A 24,970-nucleotide genomic window follows, 5' to 3' on the forward strand; every position below is an offset into this window, starting at 1 on the left:
AGGTCCAAAACGATGGAAACACAAAAAAGAATGACTACAGAAACAGCTTATCGAGATCCCAAAATGATGGAAGCCGAAAAAGAACTGATTGTAGAAGCAGCTTATAAAGCTCCAAAAACAGTTAAGCCCCAAAAAGGTATGACTACAGAAGCAATATATCGCTGTTTTATATATGTAGCACTCATTACGTTAGCAATTTCTATCATTATTCCTGTTGCATGGGTTTTCTTAGCCTCAGTGAAGAAAAATTCGGAGTTTTATGGAAGTCCTTGGGCCATGCCGAAAAGCTTCTATTTTCAAAATTTTATCGATGCTTTCCAAAAGGCTAACATGGGTACTTACATGTTAAATTCAGTCATGGTAACTGCGTTGGCTCTGGTCATTTTATTGATTGTGGCCTTACCAGCAGCCTATGTGTTGGCAAGATATACTTTTAGAGGAAGCAAATTAATAAATACTTTTTTTAAAGCTGGGTTATTCATCAATGTGAACTACATTGTTGTTCCAATATTCTTAATGTTATTGGACGGAGATACCTTTTTACAAGGCCAGCTTGGTGAAGGATTTCTACTAGACAATTTATTTATTTTAGCTTTGGTATATGCGGCGACAGCGTTACCATTTACCATTTACTTGTTGTCTAGTTTTTTCCAATCCCTACCATCTACGTATGAGGAAGCGGCATTGGTCGATGGTGCCGGATATTTTAAAACAATGATTTCAGTCATGATTCCGATAGCTCGTCCAAGTATCATTGCCGTCATTTTATTTAATTTTCTTGCCTTTTGGAACGAATACATTATTGCCTTAACATTAATTCCAGGACCAAATAAAACGTTACCTGTTGGGTTAATGAACTTGATGGCAGCTCAAAAATCTGCTGCGAATTATGGTCAAATGTATGCGGGGATGGTTCTAGTCATGCTACCAACTTTGATTTTATACATCATTGTTCAAAAAAAATTAACACAAGGAATGACCCTTGGTGGTTTAAAGGATTAGAGGAGGATTTACATGAAAAAGAAAATAGGCCGTGTTACTTTACCGAGTGAAGAAAATTTCCTACAGGAAACAAAAGAATTGATGGAACGATGGGGTGCGGATGCGATTCGCGATAGTGATGGAACGAAACTAGATGATGAAATTAAACAGTTGGATGCGAAAATTTATACGACCTATTTTGTTGCACGAGCTCACAATGAGTTCGCAGAGAAGCACATGGACGAATGCCAGCAATTGTATTTAATGAGCTTGTTCAATACGGCGCTTACTGACACCCTTGAAATTGATTTTATGAAAGGCTACTTTGAGGAACAATTAAAGCCGGATTACATTCACAGTCCTAAAAAATACTGGGAGGTAATCGATCGGACAACAGGAGAAATTGTTGATGTTAATGATTGGGAAGTAAACGAAGAAAAAAATTGTGTTTTGATTACGAAGGCGATTCCTTGGCATGAATATACAGTTTCATTCCTAGTCTATGCGATTTGGGATCCAACTCAAATGTACAATCATATAACGAATAATTGGGGCGATAAACCACATGATATTCCTTTTGATGTTAGGCAGCCACATTCTAACGAATTTATGAAAAACTATTTAAAACAATGGCTGACAGAAAATCCAGATACAGATGTGGTCAGATTTACAACGTTTTTCTATCATTTTACTCTTGTATTTAATAATCTTGGCAAAGAGAAATTTGTTGATTGGTTCGGATATGGTGCTAGTGTTTCAGTTGCTGCTTTGGATGCCTTTGAAAAAGAAAAGGGCTATCGCTTAAGGCCAGAGGACATAGTTGATCAAGGTTATTATAATACTGCGTTTCGAATTCCAACTCCTGCATTTTTAGATTATATAGATTTTGTTCATAAGTTTGTTGCTGAAGAAGCAAAGAAACTTGTGGATATCGTCCATGAAAGTGGAAAAGAAGCAATGATGTTTCTTGGTGATAACTGGATTGGTACAGAGCCATATGGAAAATACTTTGAAAATATCGGATTGGATGCAGTTGTAGGAAGTGTGGGCGGCGGAGCTACATTACGTATGATTGCAGATATACCACATGTTCGTTACACAGAAGGGCGTTTCTTACCATATTTCTTCCCAGACACGTTTTACGAAGGTAACAACCCAACGATTGAAGCGAATGAAAACTGGTTAACGGCGCGAAGAGCTTTACTGCGGAACCCTGTTGATCGTATCGGCTATGGTGGTTATTTAAGTTTAGCTTATCAATTCCCGGAATTTATCTCCTACATTGAAAAAGTTACTGAGGAATTTCGTGAAATTCACGACACGATTAAAGGTGTTCAACCATACAGCGGTCTGAAAGTTGCAATTTTGAATTCATGGGGCAAGTTGAGAACTTGGCAAACACATATGGTTGCACACGCTCTATGGTATAAACAAATTTATTCTTATTTAGGTGTTTTAGAATCGTTAAGCGGGGCAGCTGTAGAAGTTTCGTTCATTAGTTTTGATGATGTCATTAACGAGGGGATACATGAGGATATTGACGTTATCATAAATGCCGGCGATGTAGGCACAGCTTTTTCAGGAGGTGCTAATTGGATTAATGAAAAGTTAGTCACTACAATTAGGGCCTGGATGTATAATGGCGGGGGGTTCATAGGTATTGGCGAACCGACAGCCTATCAGCATGAAGGACATTATTTTCAATTGGCGAACGTCTTAGGTGTTGACAAAGAATTAGGATTTAGCTTATCAACAGATAAATATTTTATTAACCCTGTTGAGAAACACTTTATTTCTGCTGATAGCACCCAATTTGATTTTGGTGAAGGAATGAAAAACATTTATGCGTTGTCAGATAAAACCGAAATAATCGAATATTTGAATGGAGAAGTCCACCTTTCAAGTCATTCGTTTGGAGAAGGCAGAGCTGTTTATATTGCAGGGCTGCCATACAGTGAAGAAAATACACGTTTGCTCATGCGCGCGTTATACTATGCTGCTAATAAAGAAGGAGAATTCCAAAAGTATCATGCGAGCAATATTTATTGTGAAGTCCATGCATATCCATCTATTCAAAAAATGGCAATCGTTAACAATTCAATGATTGAACAAACAACGGCTGTCTACGACGGACAAGGAAATAGGAAAGAAGTGACGTTAGCACCTAGTGAAATTAGATGGGAGGATTTTTCAAATGAAGGCTAATATTTTATTCATTATTAAAATTGTTGTGTTTATCGTATGCCTCTCTTTAATTATTTTTTACCAAAAGACAGCTGGTAAATTCGAACTAGGTATGATGTTGGTTGGGTTGGCTGGTCTCTTAGGGCTACTGTATGACTACAATCGAAAATACGTATAAATTGACTAAGGCAAGTGAATTGATTAAGGAATCGCACATATATGTTCAACGATAACAAGTATAGAAATTTACTCAATACTTCAAATACAAACCTAGGGGTGCGGACAAATGAAAAAGGCAGTCGGCATTGATATTGGGGGAACGAAGATTGCAGCGGGAGTCATTTCGGATACAGGCGAACTGCTTGAACGCGTGGAAATAAAAAGTGATCCTTCAGACCGAGAAAAAATGTTTGGTAGAGTTGTAGAATCTGTGGAACAAGTTCTCAAAAAATCATCGATTTCCATCGCTAATATCGAGGGGATTGGCGTTGGGGTACCGGGAAAAGTAGATCGCGAGAAAGGAATTGCCATTGTTCAAAACAATTTACCTTGGAGACAGTTTCCCATTTCAGTTCGTTTACAAGAGCAATTTCGTATTCAGCGGATTACGATTGACAATGATGTCTATATGGCAGCTTATGCCGAATGGAGAGCAGCGCATGTAAAAAGGAATGAAACCTTTGTGTATGTGACTATAAGTACGGGAATATCTTGTTCCATCATTCATAAAGGCTCATTTTTTAGGGGGGCAGGATTTGCTGGAGAACTTGGTTTAATTCCTGTCCTCATGAAGGGGGGCAATGAACGATTAGAAAAAATTGCTGCTGGGCCTGGGATTCAGAGAATAGCCGAAAGGGACTTACAGGTAGATACGATTTCAACAAAGGATGTTTTTGCTAGTTATATAAATGGTGTACCAGAATATCAGCCCATCATTAATGAGGTAGCTGATTGTTTAGCACAAGGTCTTTATAAGATTTCCTGTTTATTAGATCCGCATAAAATGGTTTTTGGCGGAAGTGTTATTGTGAAAAATCCATTTCTACTGGAGTTGATTAAAGAGAAGTTAAAAAGTTATCAGCTTCCTGAGCAACAACATCTTTTGGAGCAGATGAGTATCAGTACATTGGCACAAAATAATGGAGTTGTTGGTGCAGGATTACGAGTATTTGAAGGAAAGTAATGGGATGGCGCCGGTCTTCATTTATGGAGAAAATGATGGCAAATAGGTAGAGGAGTGGGCGAATATGTTTACATTAAGTCAAGACAAATTAGTTTCGTTAGGCGCGTCGATAACAACGGCGGAAATAAGACGACAGCCTGATTTATGGGATGAAACATTTGCATTATATAAGGAGAAAAGCGAGGGGATTGATGAGTTTTTACAAAAAATAATAACGAAACACAACCGGGTTCGAGTTATTTTTACAGGGGCTGGAACGTCTGCCTATGTCGGTGATACAGTCACCCCTTATTTAATAGAAAAAGTCGATGAACAACAATGGGAAGTACTAAGTATTCCGACCACTACTCTAGTTTCAAATCCTTACCAATTTTTCAAAAAGGATTTTCCGACCTTACTCGTTTCATTTGCTAGAAGCGGAAACAGTCCGGAAAGTATTGCTGCTGTACAATTAGCTGAGCAAATAGTAACCGATTTGTATCAAATAACGATTACTTGTGCGAAAGATGGGAAATTAGCTAAAAGGGCTGTGAATAATGAAAAAAATTTATTACTATTAATGCCTGAAAAGTCAAATGATCAAGGTTTTGCAATGACAGGAAGTTATACTTGCATGGCTTTAACAGCATTACTTATTTTTGATTCTATATCGATAGAAGAAAAATCGATGATAGTGAAAAAAATCCATCAAATGGGTGAAAGTGTCATTCAAAGAGAAGACGTTATCCAAAAGATAGTAGATTTAGATTTTGAACGAATTATTTACTTAGGTTCCGGTAGTTTAGAAGGTTTAGCAAAAGAATCACAATTAAAAATATTAGAACTGACGGCTGGAAAAATTGTTACCGCATTTGATTCACCGCTTGGCTTCCGGCACGGTCCAAAATCATTTGTAAACGAAAAATCATTAGTTTTTGTGTTTGTTTCTAACAATCCGTATACACGTCAATATGATTTAGATATGTTAAACGAAATGCAACAGGACAACATTGCCAGCTATATATGTGCCATCGAGGTTAATGGAGAAACGAATTACGCTGGGAATAGGTTTGTATTTGGCAGCGAGGCACAGTCTGTACCAGATGCTTACTTAGCATTACCTTTTGTTATGATTGGGCAAACAATATCACTGTTAGCCTCCGTGAAAGTAGGTAATACACCAGATACACCTTCACCGACAGGAACGGTGAACCGTGTCGTTAAAGGTGTTACTATCTACGAATATGAGTAACTAGGTTAGGGGAAACATACATGTCTATTTTTATCTTTGCAGATAAGTTTTTTCTTGAAGAGATGGTCACAGGTCCTGGATTTTTAGAGATAAAAGACGGAAAATTCGGTGTTTTTTCAGAATACAGGCCGAAGGAAGCGGCAGAAATTATTGAGTATAGAGGGCATTGGATCGCTCCTGGTCTAGTAGACACACATATTCATGGATTTAGAAATCACGACGTTATGGACAATAATTTTGGAGGACTGAACCAAATTTCGGTAGGACTCCTTTCTTGCGGCGTTACAGCCTTTTTACCGACAACTTTAACATCCTCAATAGAATCGTTGAATAATGTCGTTGAAATGATTGGTGCCAATTACAAAAAAGTACAGGGCGCAAAAATTAAAGGGATCTTTTTAGAAGGGCCGTTTTTTACTGAAAAGCATAAAGGAGCACAAAACACGAAATATTTTTGTGACCCATCAGTTGATATGTTGAAAGATTGGCAGAAATTATCAAATGATTCTATTAAAAAAATTGCGATTGCACCTGAAAGAAAAGGAGCAGCGGAATTCATTGAATATGCTGTAGGAGAAGAGATTATAGTAGCATTGGCCCACAGTGATGCAACGTATGAAGAAGCAAAGCGAGCGGTTGAAAAAGGAGCTTCCATTTTTATTCATACTTTCAATGGAATGAGTCCATTGCATCATCGTGAGCCAGGGATGGTCGGAGCGGCCATGAATTTAAAAGATGTTTTTGCCGAAATCATATGTGATGGACATCATGTACATCCCGTTGCATCAAATATTTTAATGAATATCCGCGGTAGAGAAAAGGTTGTTATGGTGTCTGATTGTATGATGGCTGGAGGTATGCCTGAAGGAATGTATCAGCTGGGAGAATTTCCTGTGAAAGTAAAAGATGGGATGGCTCGTTTGGAAAACGGAAGTTTAGCAGGTAGCATTTTGCAATTAAAAGATGCTGTCAAAAATGTCGTCGAGTGGGGAATTGCCTCACCTGAGGAAGCAATTTACATGGCGAGTACGGCACCAGCTAAAAGTATGCAGCTCGATGGTGAATGCGGGAAGATTGCCGAGGGATATGATGCTGACTTTATTGTGATGACGCCAGAGATGGATGTAACTGCTACCTATCTTGACGGTGTATGCCGTTTTCAAGCTTAAACAAATTTCTGAAAGAGGGATTACCAATGATACTATCTGTCACCATGAATCCATCGGTCGATATTTCCTATCCGATTCATGAGTTAAAGTTAGATGTTGTTAACCGTGTAGAAGCGGTTCATAAAACTGCTGGTGGAAAAGGCTTGAATGTTGCGCGAGTGATCGCTCAAATGGAAGAAGGTGTCCTAGCGACAGGTGTGCTTGGTGGTACGATTGGGGAATACATTATTCAAGAATTAAATAAAGCCAATATTCCAAATGACTTTTTGAAAATCAAAAAAGAATCAAGAAATTGTATCGCCATTCTTCATGAAGGGATGCAAACAGAGATTTTAGAATCAGGGCCGACAGTATCTAAAGAAGAAGGGATTAGTTTTTTAAAGAAATTTGAATTTCTACTTACAACAGCTTCACTTGTGACAATTTCGGGCAGTTTACCGAAAGGATTACCGACTAACTATTATTATCAAATGTTAGAAATCTGTCATGAAAATGGAATTCCAGTAATTATGGATTCGTCAGGGGAATCTTTGAAACAAGCGATGCTTCATAAAGAAAAACCATTTGCCATCAAACCGAATACAGCGGAATTATCACAACTGTTGGGCATTGATATGAAAGCGGGAATTATAGAACTAAAGCAAGCATTAAACAATGAATTATTTACTGGAATTGAGTGGATTATCGTGTCGATGGGTAGTGAAGGTGCATTTGTTAAGCATAGTGAGGACTATTATAGAGTTATGGTCCCGAAAATAGAAGTGGTTAATCCTGTAGGGGCTGGTGATGCAACAGTTGCAGGATTAGCTGTGGCACTACATCAACATCAAACGGTCGAGACTGTTCTGAAAACGGCGATGACTACAGGAATGTTAAATACGATGGAAGCTGAAACCGGTTATATTAATGTGAATAAGTTTAAGCAATACTTTGATCTCGTTAAAGTTGAAAAAATAGATTGATAGAGGAGAATGTTAATGCTAGAACTAACCAAAAATAAATTGGAAGCTCTAAAACGTTTATCTGCTGAAAATGGAATAATTGGTGCATTGGCTATTGACCAACGTGGATCGTTGAAAAAAATGATTGCGTCTGGCGGTGCGAGTCAAGTTGGAGATGAGGGCATTACCCGTTTTAAAGAAGTAGTTTCTGAGGAATTAACACCATTTACAACAGCGATCCTTTTGGACCCGGAATACGGTTTGCCAGCGGCTAAAGTCCGAGATAAAGAATCAGGCTTAATCGTAGCGTATGAAAAAACTGGATACGATGCGTCAGAAGTAGGACGGTTACCAGATTTATTACCAGAATGGTCAGTGAAACGATTAAAGGATGCCGGTGCCGATGCAATTAAATTCTTACTCTACTATGATGTCGATGAAGATGAAAAAATTAATAACTATAAACACGTTTATATGGAACGTATCGGATCTGAATGTGCAGCTGAAGACATACCATTTTTCTTAGAGATTGTTACGTATGATTCTGAAAGTGATGATGTGAAAAGTAAAGCATACGCAAAAATAAAACCTTATAAAGTGATTGAGTCCATGAAGGAATTCTCAAAGCCGCAATATAAAGTAGATGTATTAAAAGTAGAAGTTCCAGTAGATATGAACTATGTGGAAGGATATACAGAAGGTGAATTTGTTTACAGTAAAGAAAGAGCAGCTTCTTATTTCAAAGAACAGAGTGAAGCAACGAAGCTTCCATTTATTTTCCTTAGTGCCGGAGTAAGCGCAAAATTATTTCAAGAAACATTAAAATTTGCTAAAGAATCTGGTTCTACCTTTAATGGGGTATTATGTGGTCGGGCAACTTGGAAAGACGGTGTCATGCCGTTTGCTATAGGCGGTGAACAAGCAGGTCGCCATTGGTTAAAAGATGTTGGTAAAAGGAATATTGAAGAATTGAATCTCGTGTTGAAAGAGACGGCGAATTCATGGTTTGCTAAAGTAAAAGTAACAGCTGAGCTTCAAAGTTAGTACAATATCTTTTCTTTCATATGTCCTTCATTTCTTGAACAAATATTTGCACCAGAACGACTTTTTAAATGGAATGAATAAAAATGAGTAGACATTCGTCTGCTCATTTTTTAGTGCGTCCAGTATGGTCGCAAATCCTAGATTAAAAGCCCAGAACAGTTCATGACTATAGGGAGGAGAAGAACCTTTATATATAAACCGAAGAATAATAATTATCGTATAAAATTCAGTGAAAAACACCCTTGAAAAGGTGATAATACCCTTGTTTTGTAAGCGTTTTAAAAAGACAATATAACTAAAAAAAGAAACAATATCTTTATTGAGTGGGCACTTAAAAAAAACTATTCTAAACATAAGTGAAAGCGGTACCTTTCAGGTTTTGGTCTATTTTTAAAAATGAATGTGCAGGTATTGTTTTTAACTAAATTTTAAAATCCAAAGGGGGAGAAGAATTGGAGAGTAAGCATTTCAAGAGAGCTTTTAATATCCTTCTTGCACTTGTGCTAATTGTGCCGACATTTTTAGTGAGCATGATTGTACCATTGCATGTAGGAGCAAATGTGTCTAATCCTTGGGTCACAATTTCATCTGGTGGAAACGAAATTAATGCATTAATAGAACAAAATGGAAAGTCCTATGCAAGGCTTGGAGCAGGTGCTGGAAACGATAACGGGGCTAAAGCTGCAATTTTTCAAGAACAAAATAAAGTCGCTAAAGAAGCGGGAACGATGGCGTATACCTTTACTCCAGAAACCAAGGGCGAAGATACTAGATTTGGTTTCTATCCTCATTATATTGACAATAATAACTTCGTTTTTGTAGGCTACGATTCACTTGGATGGTTCTATGAATACAAATATCAAGAAAAAGGTGATTGGTTAAGAACAAGACCGAATGTTCCACTTCCAGAGGCTGGGACCGCACATTTCATAAAAATTGATTATAAAGGAACCACTATGAACATTACTTTAGATGGAAAAGATTTATTTGGACCGGTTACTTTACCCAATGATGTAAATAACCTCCTTACAGGTAAGGAAGCAGTTAAACTTGGTGCTTTTGGAGATAAAAAAAGTCAAGTCCTCATTGAATTAGGAGATGCACCTGGGGATGGAGGCACGAATCCAGGAGATGAAAAACTTGTCGACATTACGGATAATAAACTAGAAGAAGGCGATTTGAAAATTATCTCTGGTGACGGAAAAGTTACCTATAATGAAGATGGTTCAGCAACTTTTAGTGTTACATCTACCCAAAAAAATCGAATTGTCTACAACCAAATGAAAGGGATTAAAAATGGTGTTTTTGAAGCGGATGTTACTACGAATACTGATAAGATGAATCGTTTTGGATTCATTTATCGTGTTCAAAATGCATCTGCATACACATATGTAGGAACAGGAGATACGAACGATCAGTATTTTGGTGAAACATTTGGACCTATAAACAATTGGACGTCGATGACTTCAAACGTGCCGTTACAAGCAAAACAAACATACCATTTACGTTTAGTATTCATGGACGATGTTGCGACGTTATACATTGATGATAAAAAGGTCGACTCTTGGACATTAACTGGTGGTGTAGATCAAGCAGGCGGACTTGGGTTTGAAAAAAGCAGAGGTGCTGCCGATATTACGATTTCTAATATCAAAATCAAAGAATACAGTGCGCCAAAACCTCCAGATACCACGCCAGTAGAAGATACATTAAAGTCAAAGTATATGGATGTTACTATTGACCAAGTATTCCCGCGAATTGTGAAATACAAGGTTGACGATAAAGTAATGAATGGACAAGAATCACCTGTGTACGGATTAAAAGTAAATGGTTCCTTATACTATCCTAAAGTAAGCTTTGAAAAGTTAAGCGATAGTGAAGCGCTATATACATTAAAAGTTGTGGATGAAATGAAAAACTTTGATGCTACATTTAAGGTATCTTTGAAAGTGAATGATAATAAAGTTATTTATAGTTTCGATGAAATTAAAAATAATGGTAGTGCTAAAATTGAAACAGTTGAGTTTGCTGATATGAACGTTATCTCAGTAAATTCGGAACAAAAAGGTGCAAAAGCTAAATTAACGAATATTAGTACTGATGTTAGGAAATCAGGTGATGTAGATGTAAGCGTAGATTCTTCTATGGGAGAAATAGGTACATCTACCAAAAATTATACAGCATTTTTGTCAACTGACGAATTGAGTGCAGGTGTATGGTCCAGTTCAGAAGTGGATGGCTATAAAAACTTAGTTGCGAATCGATATGTAAATAAAAAAGGTGCAAAAGCAATGGGAATAGGTTCTAGTGCACTCTATTACCAAAGAGAGTTTATGCCAGAGCCACAAAAAAATAAACCAACTATTAAAATAGCTATTGCTAAAGATTTGAATACTGATAATAAGACAGATTGGCAAGATGCGGCGATTGCATACCGTGATATTATGCAAGATATTAAAGGATATCAAGATGTAAATAATAATGTTGGAATGCGTATTGCAATGAACTTCGGATCACAAGCACAACAACCGTTCTTAAAAACAGCCGATAATATTAAAAAGGTTGCACTTGCTACAGATGAATTAGGGCAGGCTGTTTTATTAAAAGGATATGCAAACGAAGGACATGACAGCGGTCATCCGGATTACGGTAATGTAGGTGAGCGTATGGGTGGCGCTAAAGATTTGGATACGCTTATTAAAGAGGGACGTAAGTATAATACCCAATTTGGTGTCCATATCAATGCGCAAGAAGTTTATCCTGAAGCGAAAGCTTTCAACAATGATTTTATTGATCGTCCAAATTCTTTAGGTTGGGGATGGCTAGATCAATCTTATACAATTAATAAATTAAAAGATTTGTATTCTGGAGCGCGTGCGAAAAGACTAGATGAATTGAAAGCTGCTGTTCCAAATCTCGACTTTATTTATTTAGATGTATGGTATCAAAATCAATGGGAATCAAATAGAATAGCAGATCAATTTAAAGATAGAGGCTGGAGGTTAACAACGGAATTTGGTGGTTCTATGGCCAATTATTCAACGTGGCAACACTGGGCTACCGATAAAAACTACGGTGGACCGGAAAGTAAAGGTATCAACTCAGAAGTACTACGCTTTATTAGCAATCACCAAAGAGATTCTTGGGTGTTGAACTGGCCTGAAGTAGGAGGAACTGCTGATCATCCGTTACTTGGTGGATTTGAATTAGCTGGTTTCGAAGGATGGCAATCTGATAAGAATTTTGATAATTTTATTCGCATGACATTTGATACGAATCTACCTACTAAATTCTTACAAAAATATTATGTGACGAATTGGACAGCGGTAGAAGGGGATAAAAGCAAGACAAACTTAGAAAAGGAAATAAAATTGAAAGACCCAAGTAATGGGGATGTTGTCGATGTAACTAGAAAAGACAATTCTAGGGAACGTGTGATTAAACTGAATGGAAACGTTGTACTTGATGGACACACTTATTTAATTCCTTGGGTGAAACAAGATTTTAAAAATCCAACTTCTAATTCTGATAAACTATATCACTGGAATTTGGAAGGTGGTACAACTACTTGGGCACTTCCAGATGAATATAAAGATGTTTCTACTGTTTATGTATACAAGTTGACAGATCAAGGTAGAGCAGATATGAAAGAAGTCAAAGTTGTAAATAATAAGGTAACTTTGACAGCTAGTGCTGCAACTCCTTATGTTGTTGTACCAAAAAGAGATAAAGGTTTGGAAATCCTTGACTATGATTGGAGCAAAGGTGCTCATATATATGACGCGGGATTCAATACAGGAAAAGTAAGTGCTTATACAACTATTCAAGGTGATAATAAAGCTGTAAGCGCCGTTAGAACGAATCAAACTGGAAGCAACCGTAATGTAAGTAGTGGAGATTACTATTTGAATATCGATAGTCCGTCAAAAGATACAACTGTTTCTCGTGTTCTTACTGGTTTAGAACCAGGTAAAGATTATGTGGCAGAGGTATATGTTGAAAACAATAGTGATGTAAAGGCGGGAATTACAGTAACAGGTGGGAAAGAAGACGTTAACAATTACACACTTCGTAGCCTGCAAAAGAACTATGTTAAGGCAGATTCACATGCTTCAAATGATGGATACAATAGTAAAATGCAAATTATGCAAGTAAGCTTTACAGCTGTAACGAATAAAGCTAAATTAACTCTAAGCCGTGATGCTGGAAAAGGAAACACAAAATTTGATGATATTCGGATCGTTCAAAAGTCCTTAAAAAATTATGTCTCACCAACGGAATTCAAACAAGATTTTGAATCGGTAGTACAAGGTATTTACCCATTCGTTATCGGTAACACAGAAGGGGTAGAAGACAACAGAATTCATCTGTCTGAACTGCATGCTCCATATACACAAAAAGGATGGGCAGGTAAAAAATTAGTCGATGATGTATTAGGGGGGAATTGGTCCGTTAAAGTGAACACTGGAAATAAAGGTTTGCTGTACCGCACGATTCCTCAAAATTATCGTTTCGAACCTGGCGTAACTTATAAAGTATCATTTGACTACCAAACGACAGCAAATGCATTCCGCTTTATTTCAGGGGATCAAGAAATTGATGTTCGAGATATTGCGAGTGCAAAAGGATTGAGTGTGAATAACACTCTTACTGCATCTACTGACACAAAAACAGCAGAGTTTACTGTGACAGGTTCTGAGAACGGTCAAACTTATGTTGGAATTTTCAGTGATGGAACGAATTTAAACGGGGATACTGGAGCAGGTACGTTTATTTTAGATAATTTACGTATTGAAAAAAGGTGACTATAGTGGAAGAGACACAGAGATAAAGATCTCGAATTAAGATAAAGGTAGTTTTATAGTTCAAGTAATATTGTGAATGGAAAAGAGGTTGACCTAAAAGTAGCTGAATAGCTATATGGGTTAACCTCTTTTTCATATAAGTATATCACCACAACAAAATTACGGACGGAAAGGAACGATTCTCTTAAGTTTATAAAGTATAAAAAAGAAGTTGTCTCTAAAAGATCATTTTTAAGGACCTTTTGAGACAACTTCTTTTAATATAAAGTAACTGAATCTAGTTATTTGACACTACTTCAATAACTAGATTATCAAGCATAATATCTTTGTAACCGTTAAAGTTAGCTTGTGAGCCTTTCACACCGCTAGTATTAGCTGCTTTATTAGTGGAATAAATGCCAAACCAGCTTTGCCCCGATTTATCGCCTGTTAAAGTAAAGGAATATGTGCCAGCTTTTGCATTCTTATCACTGCTTGCGGTTGACTTTAATTCCTCTTTAGTTAATACCCCTTTTTCCTCAAATGGAGCATTACCTGTCACTACCGCATACGTTCCATCACTACCTGCTTCATAATCAAAGGTAATTTTATACGTTACTCCTGGTTTAAATGTGAAGTTTTGAGGGATCGTTTGGTACACAAGGGTATCGCCTTCCGTTAATCCATTCGTTTTAAGTGACCATTTACCTGAGATAACATCACTTACTATTTTTTGATTCCAACCTCTTTGCGTATATGGTGCATGGAATTCAGAAAGGTGGGTTCTATTATCTTCTACGCCTTCAATATTACCAATTACAAACGGATAGATGCCTTGTACAACATTTTCAAAGTCTTGTACGAATTTGGTATCGCTTACTTGGTTTGCGGCATTACTTTCCACGATGCGGATATCATCAAAGTAACTTGCCCCATTTCCAGCATCTCTTGATAAATCAATCGTTACATCGGATGTTTTTTTACCAGTTTCAAAAAACACATACATGTTTTGGAAGTAACTTGTTCCATCCACAGTTGAAGTCATTTGACCATCAGCTTTTGCTTGCTCTGAGCCTAATGTATTATGTGCGTATGCTCTTACATAGTTTTTAGCGATAGATTTACCAGTACTATTTGTATAATCTTTGCCGTTAGAAGTAATTGTGATGCTTGCTCGTGCTTCACTTCGGTTGTCTATACCAACATATGCAGCATACTTTGTATTAGGTTTTAGGTCTGTTAATTTTTGGGTAACATTTACTTTCTTTTTATTGTTGGAGATTGTTAGCATATTATTATTACCTTCACTCTTCGTGATCTGAACTGCTTTTGAGTCTCCTTTAATTTTCCAATCTTTAAGGGAATTGCTGTTAAATCCAGTATCTATAAGATGCATTCCTTCACTCCATTTAACATCTTTATTGGATTTTGGCCCTTTATAAATTACATATGCAGTAGATTTTTTTGCATCTAATGTGATTTTTCCATTTTCAATTTTAACATTTTTCATTTTCTCTTTACCTAATTCTGTTAACTCATACACTTTAACGGTACCTTGCCAACCAGTAGGGACAGTCCACGTTGTTTTTCCACCGTTTGTGTTCCAGTGATATAATTTTTCATTATCTGCTGATAATTTTTTACCATTTTGATCCCAAGACCATGGGAATAAATACTTTTCGTCACCAGGTTTACCTTCAAATATTTTCTTACCATTTAATGTCATAGTTCTTGTTCGATAGCCATCTTTATCATTTGCAAAATCATTTGATTTTCTTTCAATTGTAAGTGTATTTTCATTAGATTCGTCCTTTAATACTGTCTTCATACCTGGTACCCAGTTGTAAGTTTGTTGTTTATCATCTATCATTTCAACTGCTTTGCCATTCTCCCACTGTGTTACTTTATAATGTTGAATGAATTTGGTTGGAACATTCACCGCAAATAAGTTATCAATATAGGCTTTGTAGTCACTTCTACCTTGCCAACCTTCAAAGTCTTTCATACTGTATCCACCTAATAATGGAGCATCTGCGTCGCCTCCATACTTAGGATAGTTGCCAATCCATGCATCTTTTTGATGGTTTTTAATGAAACGAGTGATGGTACTATTAATGCCTTTTAAGGTATACCCGCCGTAAGTTAAATCGGCTGCCCAGTGTTGGAATGTGGAATCATATTCATTCGCATATCCCCACTCACTGCCTAAGCGCCAACCTAAACTATTAATTTCTTTACTTAATTGACGGCTCGGCCATGTACTATTATCACCTGACTGTCCATTACCCCAAACATCTACATAAATAAAATCTAATTCATTCTTCTTCCCACCAAGAGCATCATATAAATCTTTGAATCGTTGTGCTCTGCCATTTCTTAAATCATAATCAGCATTAATGTTTATTCCTTGATCGATCCAGTTCCAACCATACTTATAAGTTCCATCTGGATTTTTTAATAAACGATCTTCTTGGAAATATTTTGACTCTGGATACGTTTCACTTGCATTCACATGAACACCAAAAGTTGCCCCATATTCTTTACCCCTTGCTAGCAATGTTTTCATGTCCTTTGCCCCGCCAATTCGGGTTCCAATGTCAGCATAATTTAAATGACCAGAATCATGCCCTTCACTACCGTACCCTTTCAGGAGAATAGATTGTCCTAGTCCATCAGTATTTAAGTGGAATTTTTTTACTCCGTCTAAAGCCATTAAGAAAGGATTTTGGGCTTGACTGCCAAAGTTCATGTTAACACGATAACCAACTAAGTCTGGAACTTTTTCTGCTCCTAGAGGTTCGTTCATAATTTTTCTATAAGCAATTGCTCCATCTTGCCAGTTTATCTTTTTATCATCATTAGCGTCAGCAGTAATGATAACCTTCACAGACGGCATTTCATCTACTTTATTAACTGTCCCATCTTCTAGCTCTAGAGTGCCATCTTCTTTACGATGTTCTTCTGACTTTTGATACGTCCAGAAGGTACTACTTAGACCAATTGTTTTTTTACCTGCACTATTAGTTGTAGCATTTGCTGTAATTCTTTGAGCGTCAGTCTTTGCAGCATAGGAATCTGGAGCTAATTTTTTTGCTAAATTATTCTCTGTATTCGACCATATACTTGCACTTAATTCATCAGTAGAAAGAAAAGCATACATATATCCTTTTTGCTCTTCATCTTTCGTATTTAAATTTTCATCCACCTTTACTTGTCTGTCACCATTAATATGTGTATTTGTTGACATCTGTACGCCGTCTAGCACTGCATCTTTTTGACTGTTATTTACAGAAATTAAATGATGATTTGGAATTTCAATTGTTTTTACGATATTGTTGTCGATGATCTTTGTAATATTGAATTCTAATATATTTTCTTTAACAATCATCTCAGCAGTAATAACCGCAGAGATATTGTGAGTAGTGTCTATTACCGTCATCTCATATACGATTTTATCTGATGAAACTTTTGCTTTTATTTTTGGTTTTACTGCTACGTCATTAATAAGGATTGTATCTAATGCCTCAGTCTGTCCATAAAAAGTCTTTCCTGCTCCATTTCCAGATTTTAAATCGTATTGAATGACTCTTGGAAAATTTGCATCAACAAGAACGTTCATTTGATTAGATGAAATAACTGTATTAGGATTTTGAGAAATAATTTGATTTTCAGTTTGTATAGTTTCTGTGTTTCCCTCAGCTTGGATTAGGGAAGCATTTGTAAAACAAGTAGAACCTACGACACAACCCGATACAAGTGTTGCGATTGTCCTCCTGAAATTCTTTTTTGATTTTTTCATATGTACCCCCTCGTTTTCATTTTTGCACTTTTGACATTGATGATCCTTCAAAGGTATAGAGCACTTTTTTACCTTTGAAAATTAATATTTTGATAGAAAGTGAAACCAGCATAGTAGTTGAGAATCTATCAAAACCAGAAGTAGTTTCCAGTGTCTATCTGTACCACTAGATTACTTTTTGTAAAACGCTTACACAAGAGAGATATTGCTCTGTTTTTTAGAAATATTGTTTTTTGTAATGCTGAAAATAAGGGGGCGGTGATACTAAAGCAAGTACATTTATTATTCAAATGGTGGCTTTAGGGGGAGAGACAAAGAGGTAAAGAGCAAGCTTTAAATCGCCGGAAATCGTTCTTCAAAAAATGTTCCTTTTTATGTTTTAGTGAGATGTTAAAAGTGAAAAGCAAGATGTCTAAAAAATACGACAAGATGTTGATTGTAGAAGTTTTTTTACGTACGTATAATGTAACAGAATAGCTTGCTAAACAGGCGATTCAAGTATGCTAATAGCTTCTTTGGAGAAAGAAAAACGTATATTAGTATGGTGGCCCATACGTCTGTTCATAAAATGATAAAAGACACATAGAACTAGCATCGTGACAACATAAACAGCTAAAAGGTTAGAGGAGGTATATACTGATGATATATCAAGCTATCCAGCAGTTAATTGATCGAGCTATTGAAATTCAATTAATTGACCAAGAAGATGAAATATATACAAGGAATAAAATTCTTTCTTTACTTCGTTTAGGTGATTTTGTAGTGGAAGCGTCAGCGCCCACATCTACAAAGAAAGCAATTTCGGAGTTATTGGAAGAGTTGATTGAATATGCTTGTATGCATAAAGTCATTGAATCAGTAATGGACGAGAGGGAGATTTTAGCAAGTGCAATTATGGATATTTTTATGTCCAAACCGTCCATTATCAATGCTCTTTTTTATGAAAAATACGAACAAAATCCGAGGGCTGCGACAAATTACTTTTATGAATTAAGTAAAAACAGCAACTATATACAAATAAAGCAAATTGCCAAAAATATAAATTATAAAGTAAATACGGAATATGGTGCCATTGATATAACAATTAATTTATCAAAACCGGAAAAAGACCCGAAACAAATTGCTAGAGAGAAAGTATCGGAAAGTACAAATTATCCAAAATGTTTACTCTGTATTGAGAATGAAGGATATAGAGGCAGAACTGGACATCCAGCACGCTCGAATCATCGTATGATTCGTATGAATCTTACAGATGAAAGCTGGTTTCTACAGTATTCTCCGTATATTTACTTCAATGAACACTGCATTGTATTGTCTTCAGAACACCGTGATATGAAAATCGACCGTCAAACATTTTTACGTTTGTTAAAATTTGTAGAAAAATTCCCACATTATTTCCTTGGGTCCAATGCAGATTTGCCAATTGTAGGAGGATCTATTCTAACACATGATCACTATCAAGGTGGAAACTATGAATTTGCTATGGCAAATGCATCAAATGACTTCATTTTTGAACTCACTAAATTTCCAGAAATGCAATGTTCTATTATTAAATGGCCTATGTCAGTTATTCGCTTAAGAAGTAACGACATAGAACAAATAGTAAATGCAGGGGAGTACATATTAGAAAGGTGGAAGAGATATGATGATCCGTCTGTTAATATATTTGCATTTACGAATGATGTTCCGCATAATACGATAACTCCAATTGCTCGTTACCGGAATAGTATGTACGAATTGGATCTTGTTTTGCGGAACAATCGTACAAGTGAAGAACATCCTCTAGGTATTTTCCACCCTCATGCGGAAATACAACATATAAAAAAAGAAAATATCGGTCTAATTGAAGTAATGGGGTTAGCTGTACTACCTGCGCGTTTAAAAACAGAACTTCAGGAAGTGGAAAAATTTTTACTTAACATTCCAAGTGATATTCCAACGCCTCATATACGATGGGCAGAACAATTAAAAATCAAATATGACAATCGGATATATGAACAAAATGTACAGGAGATTATAAGAGAAGAAGTGGGCAGAAAATTTATACAGGCGCTTGAAGATGCTGGTGTTTTTAAACGAGATGAAGAAGGGATATCAGCGTTCAAACGTTTTATTCAAAATTTAATTTAGGAAGGGACTTGGTAGTTATAGTGAAGAACAAAATACTCAATGAATAAAACCTCACAGTATTAAAAGAATAGAAAAACTAAACAACATCTCATATTCCTATGAGATGTTGTTTAGTATGGTTCTGTCGCATGTATTATGACATCTAATAAACCGGGGAATCTAGCATTTAAGTCATCTTCACGAATTGAAATGAAACGTTGAGTTCCTTCAAGGCGTGTATACATAACACCGGATTCACGTAAAACTTTGAAATGGTGTGATAAAGTTGATTTCGCGATTGGAATGTTTAACGCGCCACAAGATTGTTCGTTTTTTTCTAGTAGCATCGTTACAATTTGTAAACGAATTTGATCGCTAAGTGCATATAGAACAGAAGAGAATTGAATTTCTTCTCGATTTGGATGATAGAGAGTACGCATTTTTTCACCTGCTTGTATAAGTTAATATATTTGCACTATAACATATAAAGTGGTATATTTCTATTGTTCGAATATATTCGAACAATAGAATATAGGGGGAGAAAAAATGAAGTATACAAAATTGCAAAAGGCAGGACTACATATTTCAAAATTGGGGTTAGGAACAAACGCTGTAGGGGGACATAATTTATATGCTGATGTGAATGAGGAAGAAGGAAAACGATTAATAGAAGAAGCTATGGGGCAAGGGATTACATTTTTTGATTCAGCAGATTCATACGGTTTCGGTAGATCAGAGGAATTGGTGGGAGAAGTATTGAAAGGAAAACGCCATGAAGTTGTACTTGCTACCAAAGGTGGAATACAACCGTTATTAAATGGAGAGGTTTATATGAATAATGAACCGAGCTATTTAAGAAATGCTGTAGAAAATAGCTTAAGAAGATTACAAACTGATTATATTGATTTATATTATTTACATTTTACAAACCCAGAAACAAGTTACATAGATTCAATTGGAGAACTTACTCGCCTAAAAGAAGAAGGGAAAATTCGTTCAATTGGAATATCTAACGTAAACGTAGAGCAATTAAAAGAAGCGAATCAGCATGGGCACATAGATGTTGTACAATCGCCGTATAATATGTTAGATCGTACTGCTGGGCAAGAACTTTTGCCATATTGTATAGAATCAGGTATTTCATTTATTCCTTACGGGCCTCTTGCTTTTGGGATACTAGGTGGTAAATATACAGAAGATTTCAAATTGAATAAAGGAGATTGGCGTCAAAGTGTAAATCTATTTGAAGAGAATACATATAAGAGCAACTTTAAGAAAGTTGAAAAGTTAAAAGACATAGCTAAAGAAAAGGATCTCGAATTATCGCATTTAGCTTTAGCATGGTTATTAAACCAAAAAGGAATTGATACTGTTATTCCTGGTGGGAAACGAGCGGAGCAAATAAGAGAAAGTGTAAGAGCGGTGGAAGTTTCAATGAATGAAGATGTCATGAAAGAGATTGAATCTATTTTAGAAGATTAGTTGAAAGGAGAAGATTTAAATGAAAAGAGTACTAGCTGTATTCTTTACAATCATGTTTATGATCGGTACAGATACTTTCTTAATTTCACCACTGTTACCCACATTACAACAGGTGTATCATATTTCAACTGAGTTGTCAGGGTGGATGGTGAGTTCATATGCTTTAGGATATGCTGCATTTGCACTTATCGCTGGTCCTATATCAGATAGTTTAAACAGAAAAAAAGTGATGGTAATAGGAATGAGTTTTTTTGCGTTAAGTACGTTTTTATGTGGAATTGCACCGAGTTTTCGATGGATGCTAGCATTTAGATTTTTAGCAGGTGTAAGTGCAGCCTTTGTATCTCCACAAGTGTGGGCATCTATTCCGCTGCTTATAGAGAAGGAACAAATTGTAAAGGCAATTGGGATTGCAACAGCAGGATTGTCACTCTCTCAAATTTTAGGACTGCCAGTTGGATCATATTTAGCAATGATACACTATACAACACCATTCTTTATCATTGGTATATTATCAGCGCTACTTGTTATTGCTATTTATGGAGTATTACCAGAAATACAACCGGTTCATATAAGAGAAAAGAAAACAAATATCTTAAAGCGCTATAAACAATTACTTTCAGATTCTAAGGTTTCACTTTCTTATTTTGCATATTTTGTTTTTCAAACTGGTAATTTTGCTGCATTTTCATTCTTCGGTGTGTGGCTGTCTATTCAATTTGGCTTGCAAGTTCATGAAATAGGAACAGCTATGCTCGTATTAGGATTAGGAAATTTAACTGGTAATATTTTGGGGCCTAGAATCGTAAATAAAATTGGTTATAACCTTTCATTCTATGGTGGAATTATATTTACAGCAGTTCTATATACATTACTTCCTCATGTAAACAACATTATAATTGTGGAGTTTTTATTCTTTGTTTTGTTTTTTGTGACAGGAATTTTGTTTGTATTAATGATGAGGCACTTACAAAACATATCTATCGTAGCAAGAGGAACGGGAGCGGCTCTAGCTAATGCTTCTATGTATATTGGTCAAATGATTGGAGCGGCAATGGCAGGAATGTTATTTGCAGCGTCTCACAATTTTATATTTGTAGGTAGTTTTACTGCGTTATTATATATTTTAGCTTTATTTCTGTTTAGAAAAAGTGAAAGACTAACTGAGAATCGTGAAACAGGAATTGCGTCATAAAGTCTTTACAAATAAAAAAAGCCCAAAAATAAAAATCCCTATAGAGATAGGGATTAATATATCGGCATATAGCTCCTTGGAAAAGGATATACTGAGTATAACATATAGGACTACTTATAATTGTGAAATAGATGTGAAAGTAATGTGAAAAATAACATAATAAAAAGCACTGTTTTAGCTAATGAACTAAAACAGTGCTTTTCTCTTTGATTGAACAGTTGCTGCATTTTCATCATGTATGCCTGCATCTTTAATAATTCGTTGTTTTGCTTTATTTAATAGATGGTTTACTGCTTCTCCAAAATAGTTAGCTTCGCTTTTTGTGCGGGCTTCTCGTAAACATTTATAGTTTTCTAGCAGTTCCTCTTTTTCAGTGTCTGTTAAGAAATCTTCTATTTTCTTTTTTGTCATACGAAACACCCTTTCTTCTGACAAACGACGCAATAGAAAATATTTATTGTTTATTATAGCAATAATTTTTAAAAAAAGTATAGACTAACGTCGCAATAATTTGTCAATTTCTTGAATCTTCTCATCAGCTTTCCCAATTTGTGTGTTTTTAGCCTGCTCACCACCAAGCGCTTGATGTAGTAAGAAAGTCTGACCAGAAATAGCAGTCACAATGGATACTTTAATAATTTCTTTTATTAAGGTGACATCGAATAAAACGAGTCCAAGAAGTGCAGCTAGACTGCCAGTGAAAATATCAGTCAAAAACCCAAAGTGAAAAAAAGTTTTCAAACGGCGTGGAAGCAATAACTTACCTTGGTTATTGATTAGATGGGAAACGAAACCGGTAATGCCACCAACGAGAACAGCAGTTAGCCATTGATACATTTCCATCGAATCCACTCCTTTTAGTGAATAAGATTCGATTATTTTATATCGATTCCTTTTAATATTTCATAGAAACATATTGAGAAAGTTTGTTTGGGGGTATTACGTATTCAATTTAGTTATAACAGAAAAATCTGATATATTTCAGTCTATTATATGAAGCTGTTATTCCTTAATATGAATACAGAAAGGGGTGCGTGATATGAATATAGATTACCGAATAAGAAGTGTGGATGGTTATACAAAAAATATAGGGGAATTAGTAAGCATGCTGGAGCATACAAGGGCTGTAACATTCCTGAAAATAAGAGATCTATCGGTTGAGCAATTAGATTTAATGATACCGAGTGGAGGGAATTCCATTGGAGCGTTACTAAAGCATATAGCAGCTATTGAAAAAGCACATCAGCTTATTTCATTTCAAGAGCGTGACTTTACAAAGGAAGAATTAGAAATATGGAAAGACGCACTCTATTTAGGAGAATCGAGGAAAACGATTCGTGGTCATGAAATAAAGTATTATGTACAGCTTCTACAAAGTGTTCGAGAAGAATCACTGAAGTATTTGAGTGAACAAGGTGATGGATGGCTTATGTCAGAAAGAAAGTGGCCTAATGGTGTAGCGGCATAACCAGTACTATTTGTAGTTTCACGTGCTAGAAGATGAGATTAGTCACCGTGGGCAAATTAGAATGATGAAAAATAAATTATTTGAAAATTACGTTAAATAAGGTAGCTTTTTAAATAAATATTCCATATAATGAGAGTAATTAAAATGAGAACGGGGTGATGTATTATGGCGAAAATAACTTATATGAATCATAAACCAAATACAAAGGTGGATGGAAAGGGCGATACTATATAAGTGAGCGCACGATCCTTCCACTTAGCTTACATTAGGGAGGATATCAATTTGAATCAAAATATTTTAGAATCGTTCGGCTGGGATTCTTTCTTTGAGGAACAAGCTGTAGAGAACTTTGAGGTAGGGCGTATTTTACTTGAGCATAAGCATATATATCGAATTATTTGTAATGATGGTGAATATATGGCAGAACTGTCTGGAAAGTTTCGGCATGAAGCAGTAATGAAGGGAGATTATCCAGCAGTTGGTGATTGGGTGTATATAAAGAAAATAGAGAATGAAAAGAAAGCAATTATTCATCGTATTTTTCCAAGAAGAAGCTCTTTTTCTAGACAAGAGGCTGGTAATCGAACGGAAGAACAAGTAATAGCGGCAAATGTAGATTATCTATTTTTAGTGAATGCACTTAATCATGATTTTAATGTAAGAAGAATGGAACGTTATTTACTATTAGCGTATGAAAGCGGTGCAATGCCTGTAATTGTTTTAACAAAGAGTAGCTTATGTGAGGACATAGAGCAGAAAATTGTTGAAACGGAAGCTGTGGCAATTGGTGTTCCAATCTTCGTCGTTGATAGTGTAGAGCATACCGGTATTGAATCGTTGCAGCAATTCGTTACTTCAGGAAAAACAATTGCTTTAGTCGGGTCATCAGGGGTTGGAAAATCCACTTTGTTAAATGCACTTATAGGAATTGAAGTAGCAAAAACGGGTGATATTCGTGAGGAAGATAGTAAAGGAAGGCATACGACAACTCATCGTGAATTGTTCCGATTACCGAGTGGTAGTTTAGTTATTGATACTCCTGGTATGAGGGAGTTGCAGCTTTGGGAAGGAAGCGATGCAATTCAAACGACATTTTCTGATATTGAAGAACTAGCAAAAACGTGCCGTTTTAGGGATTGCAAGCATGAAAATGAGCCAGGGTGCGCAGTGCATAATGCAATTGATAACGGAATGATTACGATAAATCGTTTGCAAAGCTATAAAAAATTACAAAGAGAACTGGCGTATTTTATGAGAAAACAAGATACTATTCTTGCAAGAGCAGAGCGTGACAAGTGGAAGAAGATTTCCAAACAACATAAAAAAATGTAAGAAACCAAAGGAATATTCCTTTGGTTTTTTACATTTGTAAATTTTATAATAATATTATTCAAATATAT

17 protein-coding genes and 1 pseudogene are annotated in these 24,970 nt (G+C 36.0%); 14 read left to right on the forward strand and 4 right to left on the reverse strand.

All coding sequences use genetic code 11. The features are described 5' to 3' along the window. The first annotated feature begins 12 nt into the window (after positions 1-12). The 9 genes from ACTFSI_RS10015 to ACTFSI_RS10055 all read left to right on the forward strand — a co-directional run bounded on the left by ACTFSI_RS10015 (position 13) and on the right by ACTFSI_RS10055 (position 13,538). Positions 13-1,002 (forward strand): carbohydrate ABC transporter permease, encoded by a 990-nt coding sequence (locus tag ACTFSI_RS10015; protein ID WP_080776405.1) that lies wholly within the window; start codon positions 13-15, stop codon positions 1,000-1,002. A gap of 12 nt (positions 1,003-1,014) precedes the next feature. Beyond that, positions 1,015-3,186 carry a 1,3-beta-galactosyl-N-acetylhexosamine phosphorylase gene (gene gnpA, locus ACTFSI_RS10020; RefSeq protein ID WP_440045369.1) on the forward strand — a complete coding sequence of 724 codons (2,172 nt, stop codon included), beginning with the start codon at positions 1,015-1,017 and terminating at the stop codon, positions 3,184-3,186. Further along, positions 3,176-3,343, forward strand: coding sequence for a DUF6903 family protein (locus tag ACTFSI_RS10025; RefSeq protein ID WP_165444537.1), 168 nt, complete (start codon positions 3,176-3,178; stop codon positions 3,341-3,343). Before gnpA ends, ACTFSI_RS10025 begins: the two co-directional genes overlap by 11 nt. A gap of 108 nt (positions 3,344-3,451) precedes the next feature. Beyond that, positions 3,452-4,348, forward strand: a complete 897-nt coding sequence (locus tag ACTFSI_RS10030) for an ROK family protein (protein ID WP_044790744.1) — start codon at positions 3,452-3,454, stop codon at positions 4,346-4,348. Positions 4,349-4,412: 64 nt separating this feature from the next. Further along, positions 4,413-5,579 (forward strand): SIS domain-containing protein, encoded by a 1,167-nt coding sequence (locus tag ACTFSI_RS10035; RefSeq protein ID WP_000494691.1) that lies wholly within the window; start codon positions 4,413-4,415, stop codon positions 5,577-5,579. A 20-nt stretch (positions 5,580-5,599) separates the two neighbouring features. After that, positions 5,600-6,748, forward strand: a complete 1,149-nt coding sequence (gene nagA, locus ACTFSI_RS10040) for an N-acetylglucosamine-6-phosphate deacetylase (RefSeq protein ID WP_440045370.1) — start codon at positions 5,600-5,602, stop codon at positions 6,746-6,748. 26 nt (positions 6,749-6,774) lie between these two features. Then, positions 6,775-7,710: a tagatose-6-phosphate kinase gene (lacC, locus tag ACTFSI_RS10045; RefSeq protein ID WP_000603952.1), complete on the forward strand. Its 936-nt coding sequence runs from the start codon at positions 6,775-6,777 to the stop codon at positions 7,708-7,710. A gap of 15 nt (positions 7,711-7,725) precedes the next feature. Then, positions 7,726-8,733: a tagatose-bisphosphate aldolase gene (lacD, locus tag ACTFSI_RS10050; RefSeq protein WP_138322128.1), complete on the forward strand. Its 1,008-nt coding sequence runs from the start codon at positions 7,726-7,728 to the stop codon at positions 8,731-8,733. 452 nt (positions 8,734-9,185) lie between these two features. Then, positions 9,186-13,538: an endo-alpha-N-acetylgalactosaminidase family protein gene (locus ACTFSI_RS10055; protein WP_197225506.1), complete on the forward strand. Its 4,353-nt coding sequence runs from the start codon at positions 9,186-9,188 to the stop codon at positions 13,536-13,538. 277 nt (positions 13,539-13,815) lie between these two features. On the opposite strand, the gene ACTFSI_RS10060 is transcribed toward ACTFSI_RS10055, so the two are convergent. Next, the gene (locus ACTFSI_RS10060) at positions 13,816-17,316 is read right to left on the reverse strand and encodes an endo-alpha-N-acetylgalactosaminidase family protein (protein ID WP_014481639.1); all 3,501 of its coding nucleotides are present in this window, start codon (positions 17,314-17,316) and stop codon (positions 13,816-13,818) included. Positions 17,317-17,955: 639 nt separating this feature from the next. On the opposite strand from ACTFSI_RS10060, the gene galT reads away from it, so the two are divergent. Continuing rightward, positions 17,956-19,446 (forward strand): UDP-glucose--hexose-1-phosphate uridylyltransferase, encoded by a 1,491-nt coding sequence (gene galT, locus ACTFSI_RS10065; protein ID WP_440045371.1) that lies wholly within the window; start codon positions 17,956-17,958, stop codon positions 19,444-19,446. A 110-nt stretch (positions 19,447-19,556) separates the two neighbouring features. Here galT and ACTFSI_RS10070 read toward each other — a convergent pair whose 3' ends face one another. Then, complete coding sequence (locus ACTFSI_RS10070) at positions 19,557-19,865, reverse strand: ArsR/SmtB family transcription factor (protein WP_001259915.1); 309 nt, start codon at positions 19,863-19,865, stop codon at positions 19,557-19,559. Positions 19,866-19,971: 106 nt separating this feature from the next. Between ACTFSI_RS10070 and ACTFSI_RS10075 the strand changes: the two genes are divergently transcribed. Beyond that, on the forward strand, positions 19,972-20,907 hold the full coding sequence (locus ACTFSI_RS10075; protein ID WP_000877942.1) for an aldo/keto reductase: 936 nt from the start codon (positions 19,972-19,974) through the stop codon (positions 20,905-20,907). Positions 20,908-20,926: 19 nt separating this feature from the next. Next, entirely contained in the window at positions 20,927-22,102 is a 1,176-nt protein-coding gene (locus ACTFSI_RS10080) for an MFS transporter (protein ID WP_000832296.1), read from the forward strand. Positions 22,103-22,288: 186 nt separating this feature from the next. Here the strand turns inward: ACTFSI_RS10080 and ACTFSI_RS10085 are convergent, their stop codons facing one another. Further along, entirely contained in the window at positions 22,289-22,513 is a 225-nt protein-coding gene (locus tag ACTFSI_RS10085; protein WP_000162601.1) for a hypothetical protein, read from the reverse strand. 84 nt (positions 22,514-22,597) lie between these two features. Next, positions 22,598-22,945, reverse strand: coding sequence for a DUF4257 domain-containing protein (locus ACTFSI_RS10090; protein WP_000426320.1), 348 nt, complete (start codon positions 22,943-22,945; stop codon positions 22,598-22,600). A 196-nt stretch (positions 22,946-23,141) separates the two neighbouring features. On the opposite strand from ACTFSI_RS10090, the pseudogene ACTFSI_RS10095 reads away from it, so the two are divergent. Both ACTFSI_RS10095 and rsgA read left to right on the forward strand, forming a co-directional pair. Further along, a pseudogene (locus ACTFSI_RS10095) lies at positions 23,142-23,670 on the forward strand (DinB family protein). 182 nt (positions 23,671-23,852) lie between these two features. Next, complete coding sequence (gene rsgA, locus ACTFSI_RS10100) at positions 23,853-24,902, forward strand: ribosome small subunit-dependent GTPase A (protein WP_001073048.1); 1,050 nt, start codon at positions 23,853-23,855, stop codon at positions 24,900-24,902. The last annotated feature ends 68 nt before the right edge of the window (positions 24,903-24,970 follow it).

Origin of the sequence: Bacillus cereus group sp. MYBK101-2, from assembly GCF_051918845.1 — a bacterium.
Lineage (GTDB): Bacteria > Bacillota > Bacilli > Bacillales > Bacillaceae_G > Bacillus_A > Bacillus_A paranthracis.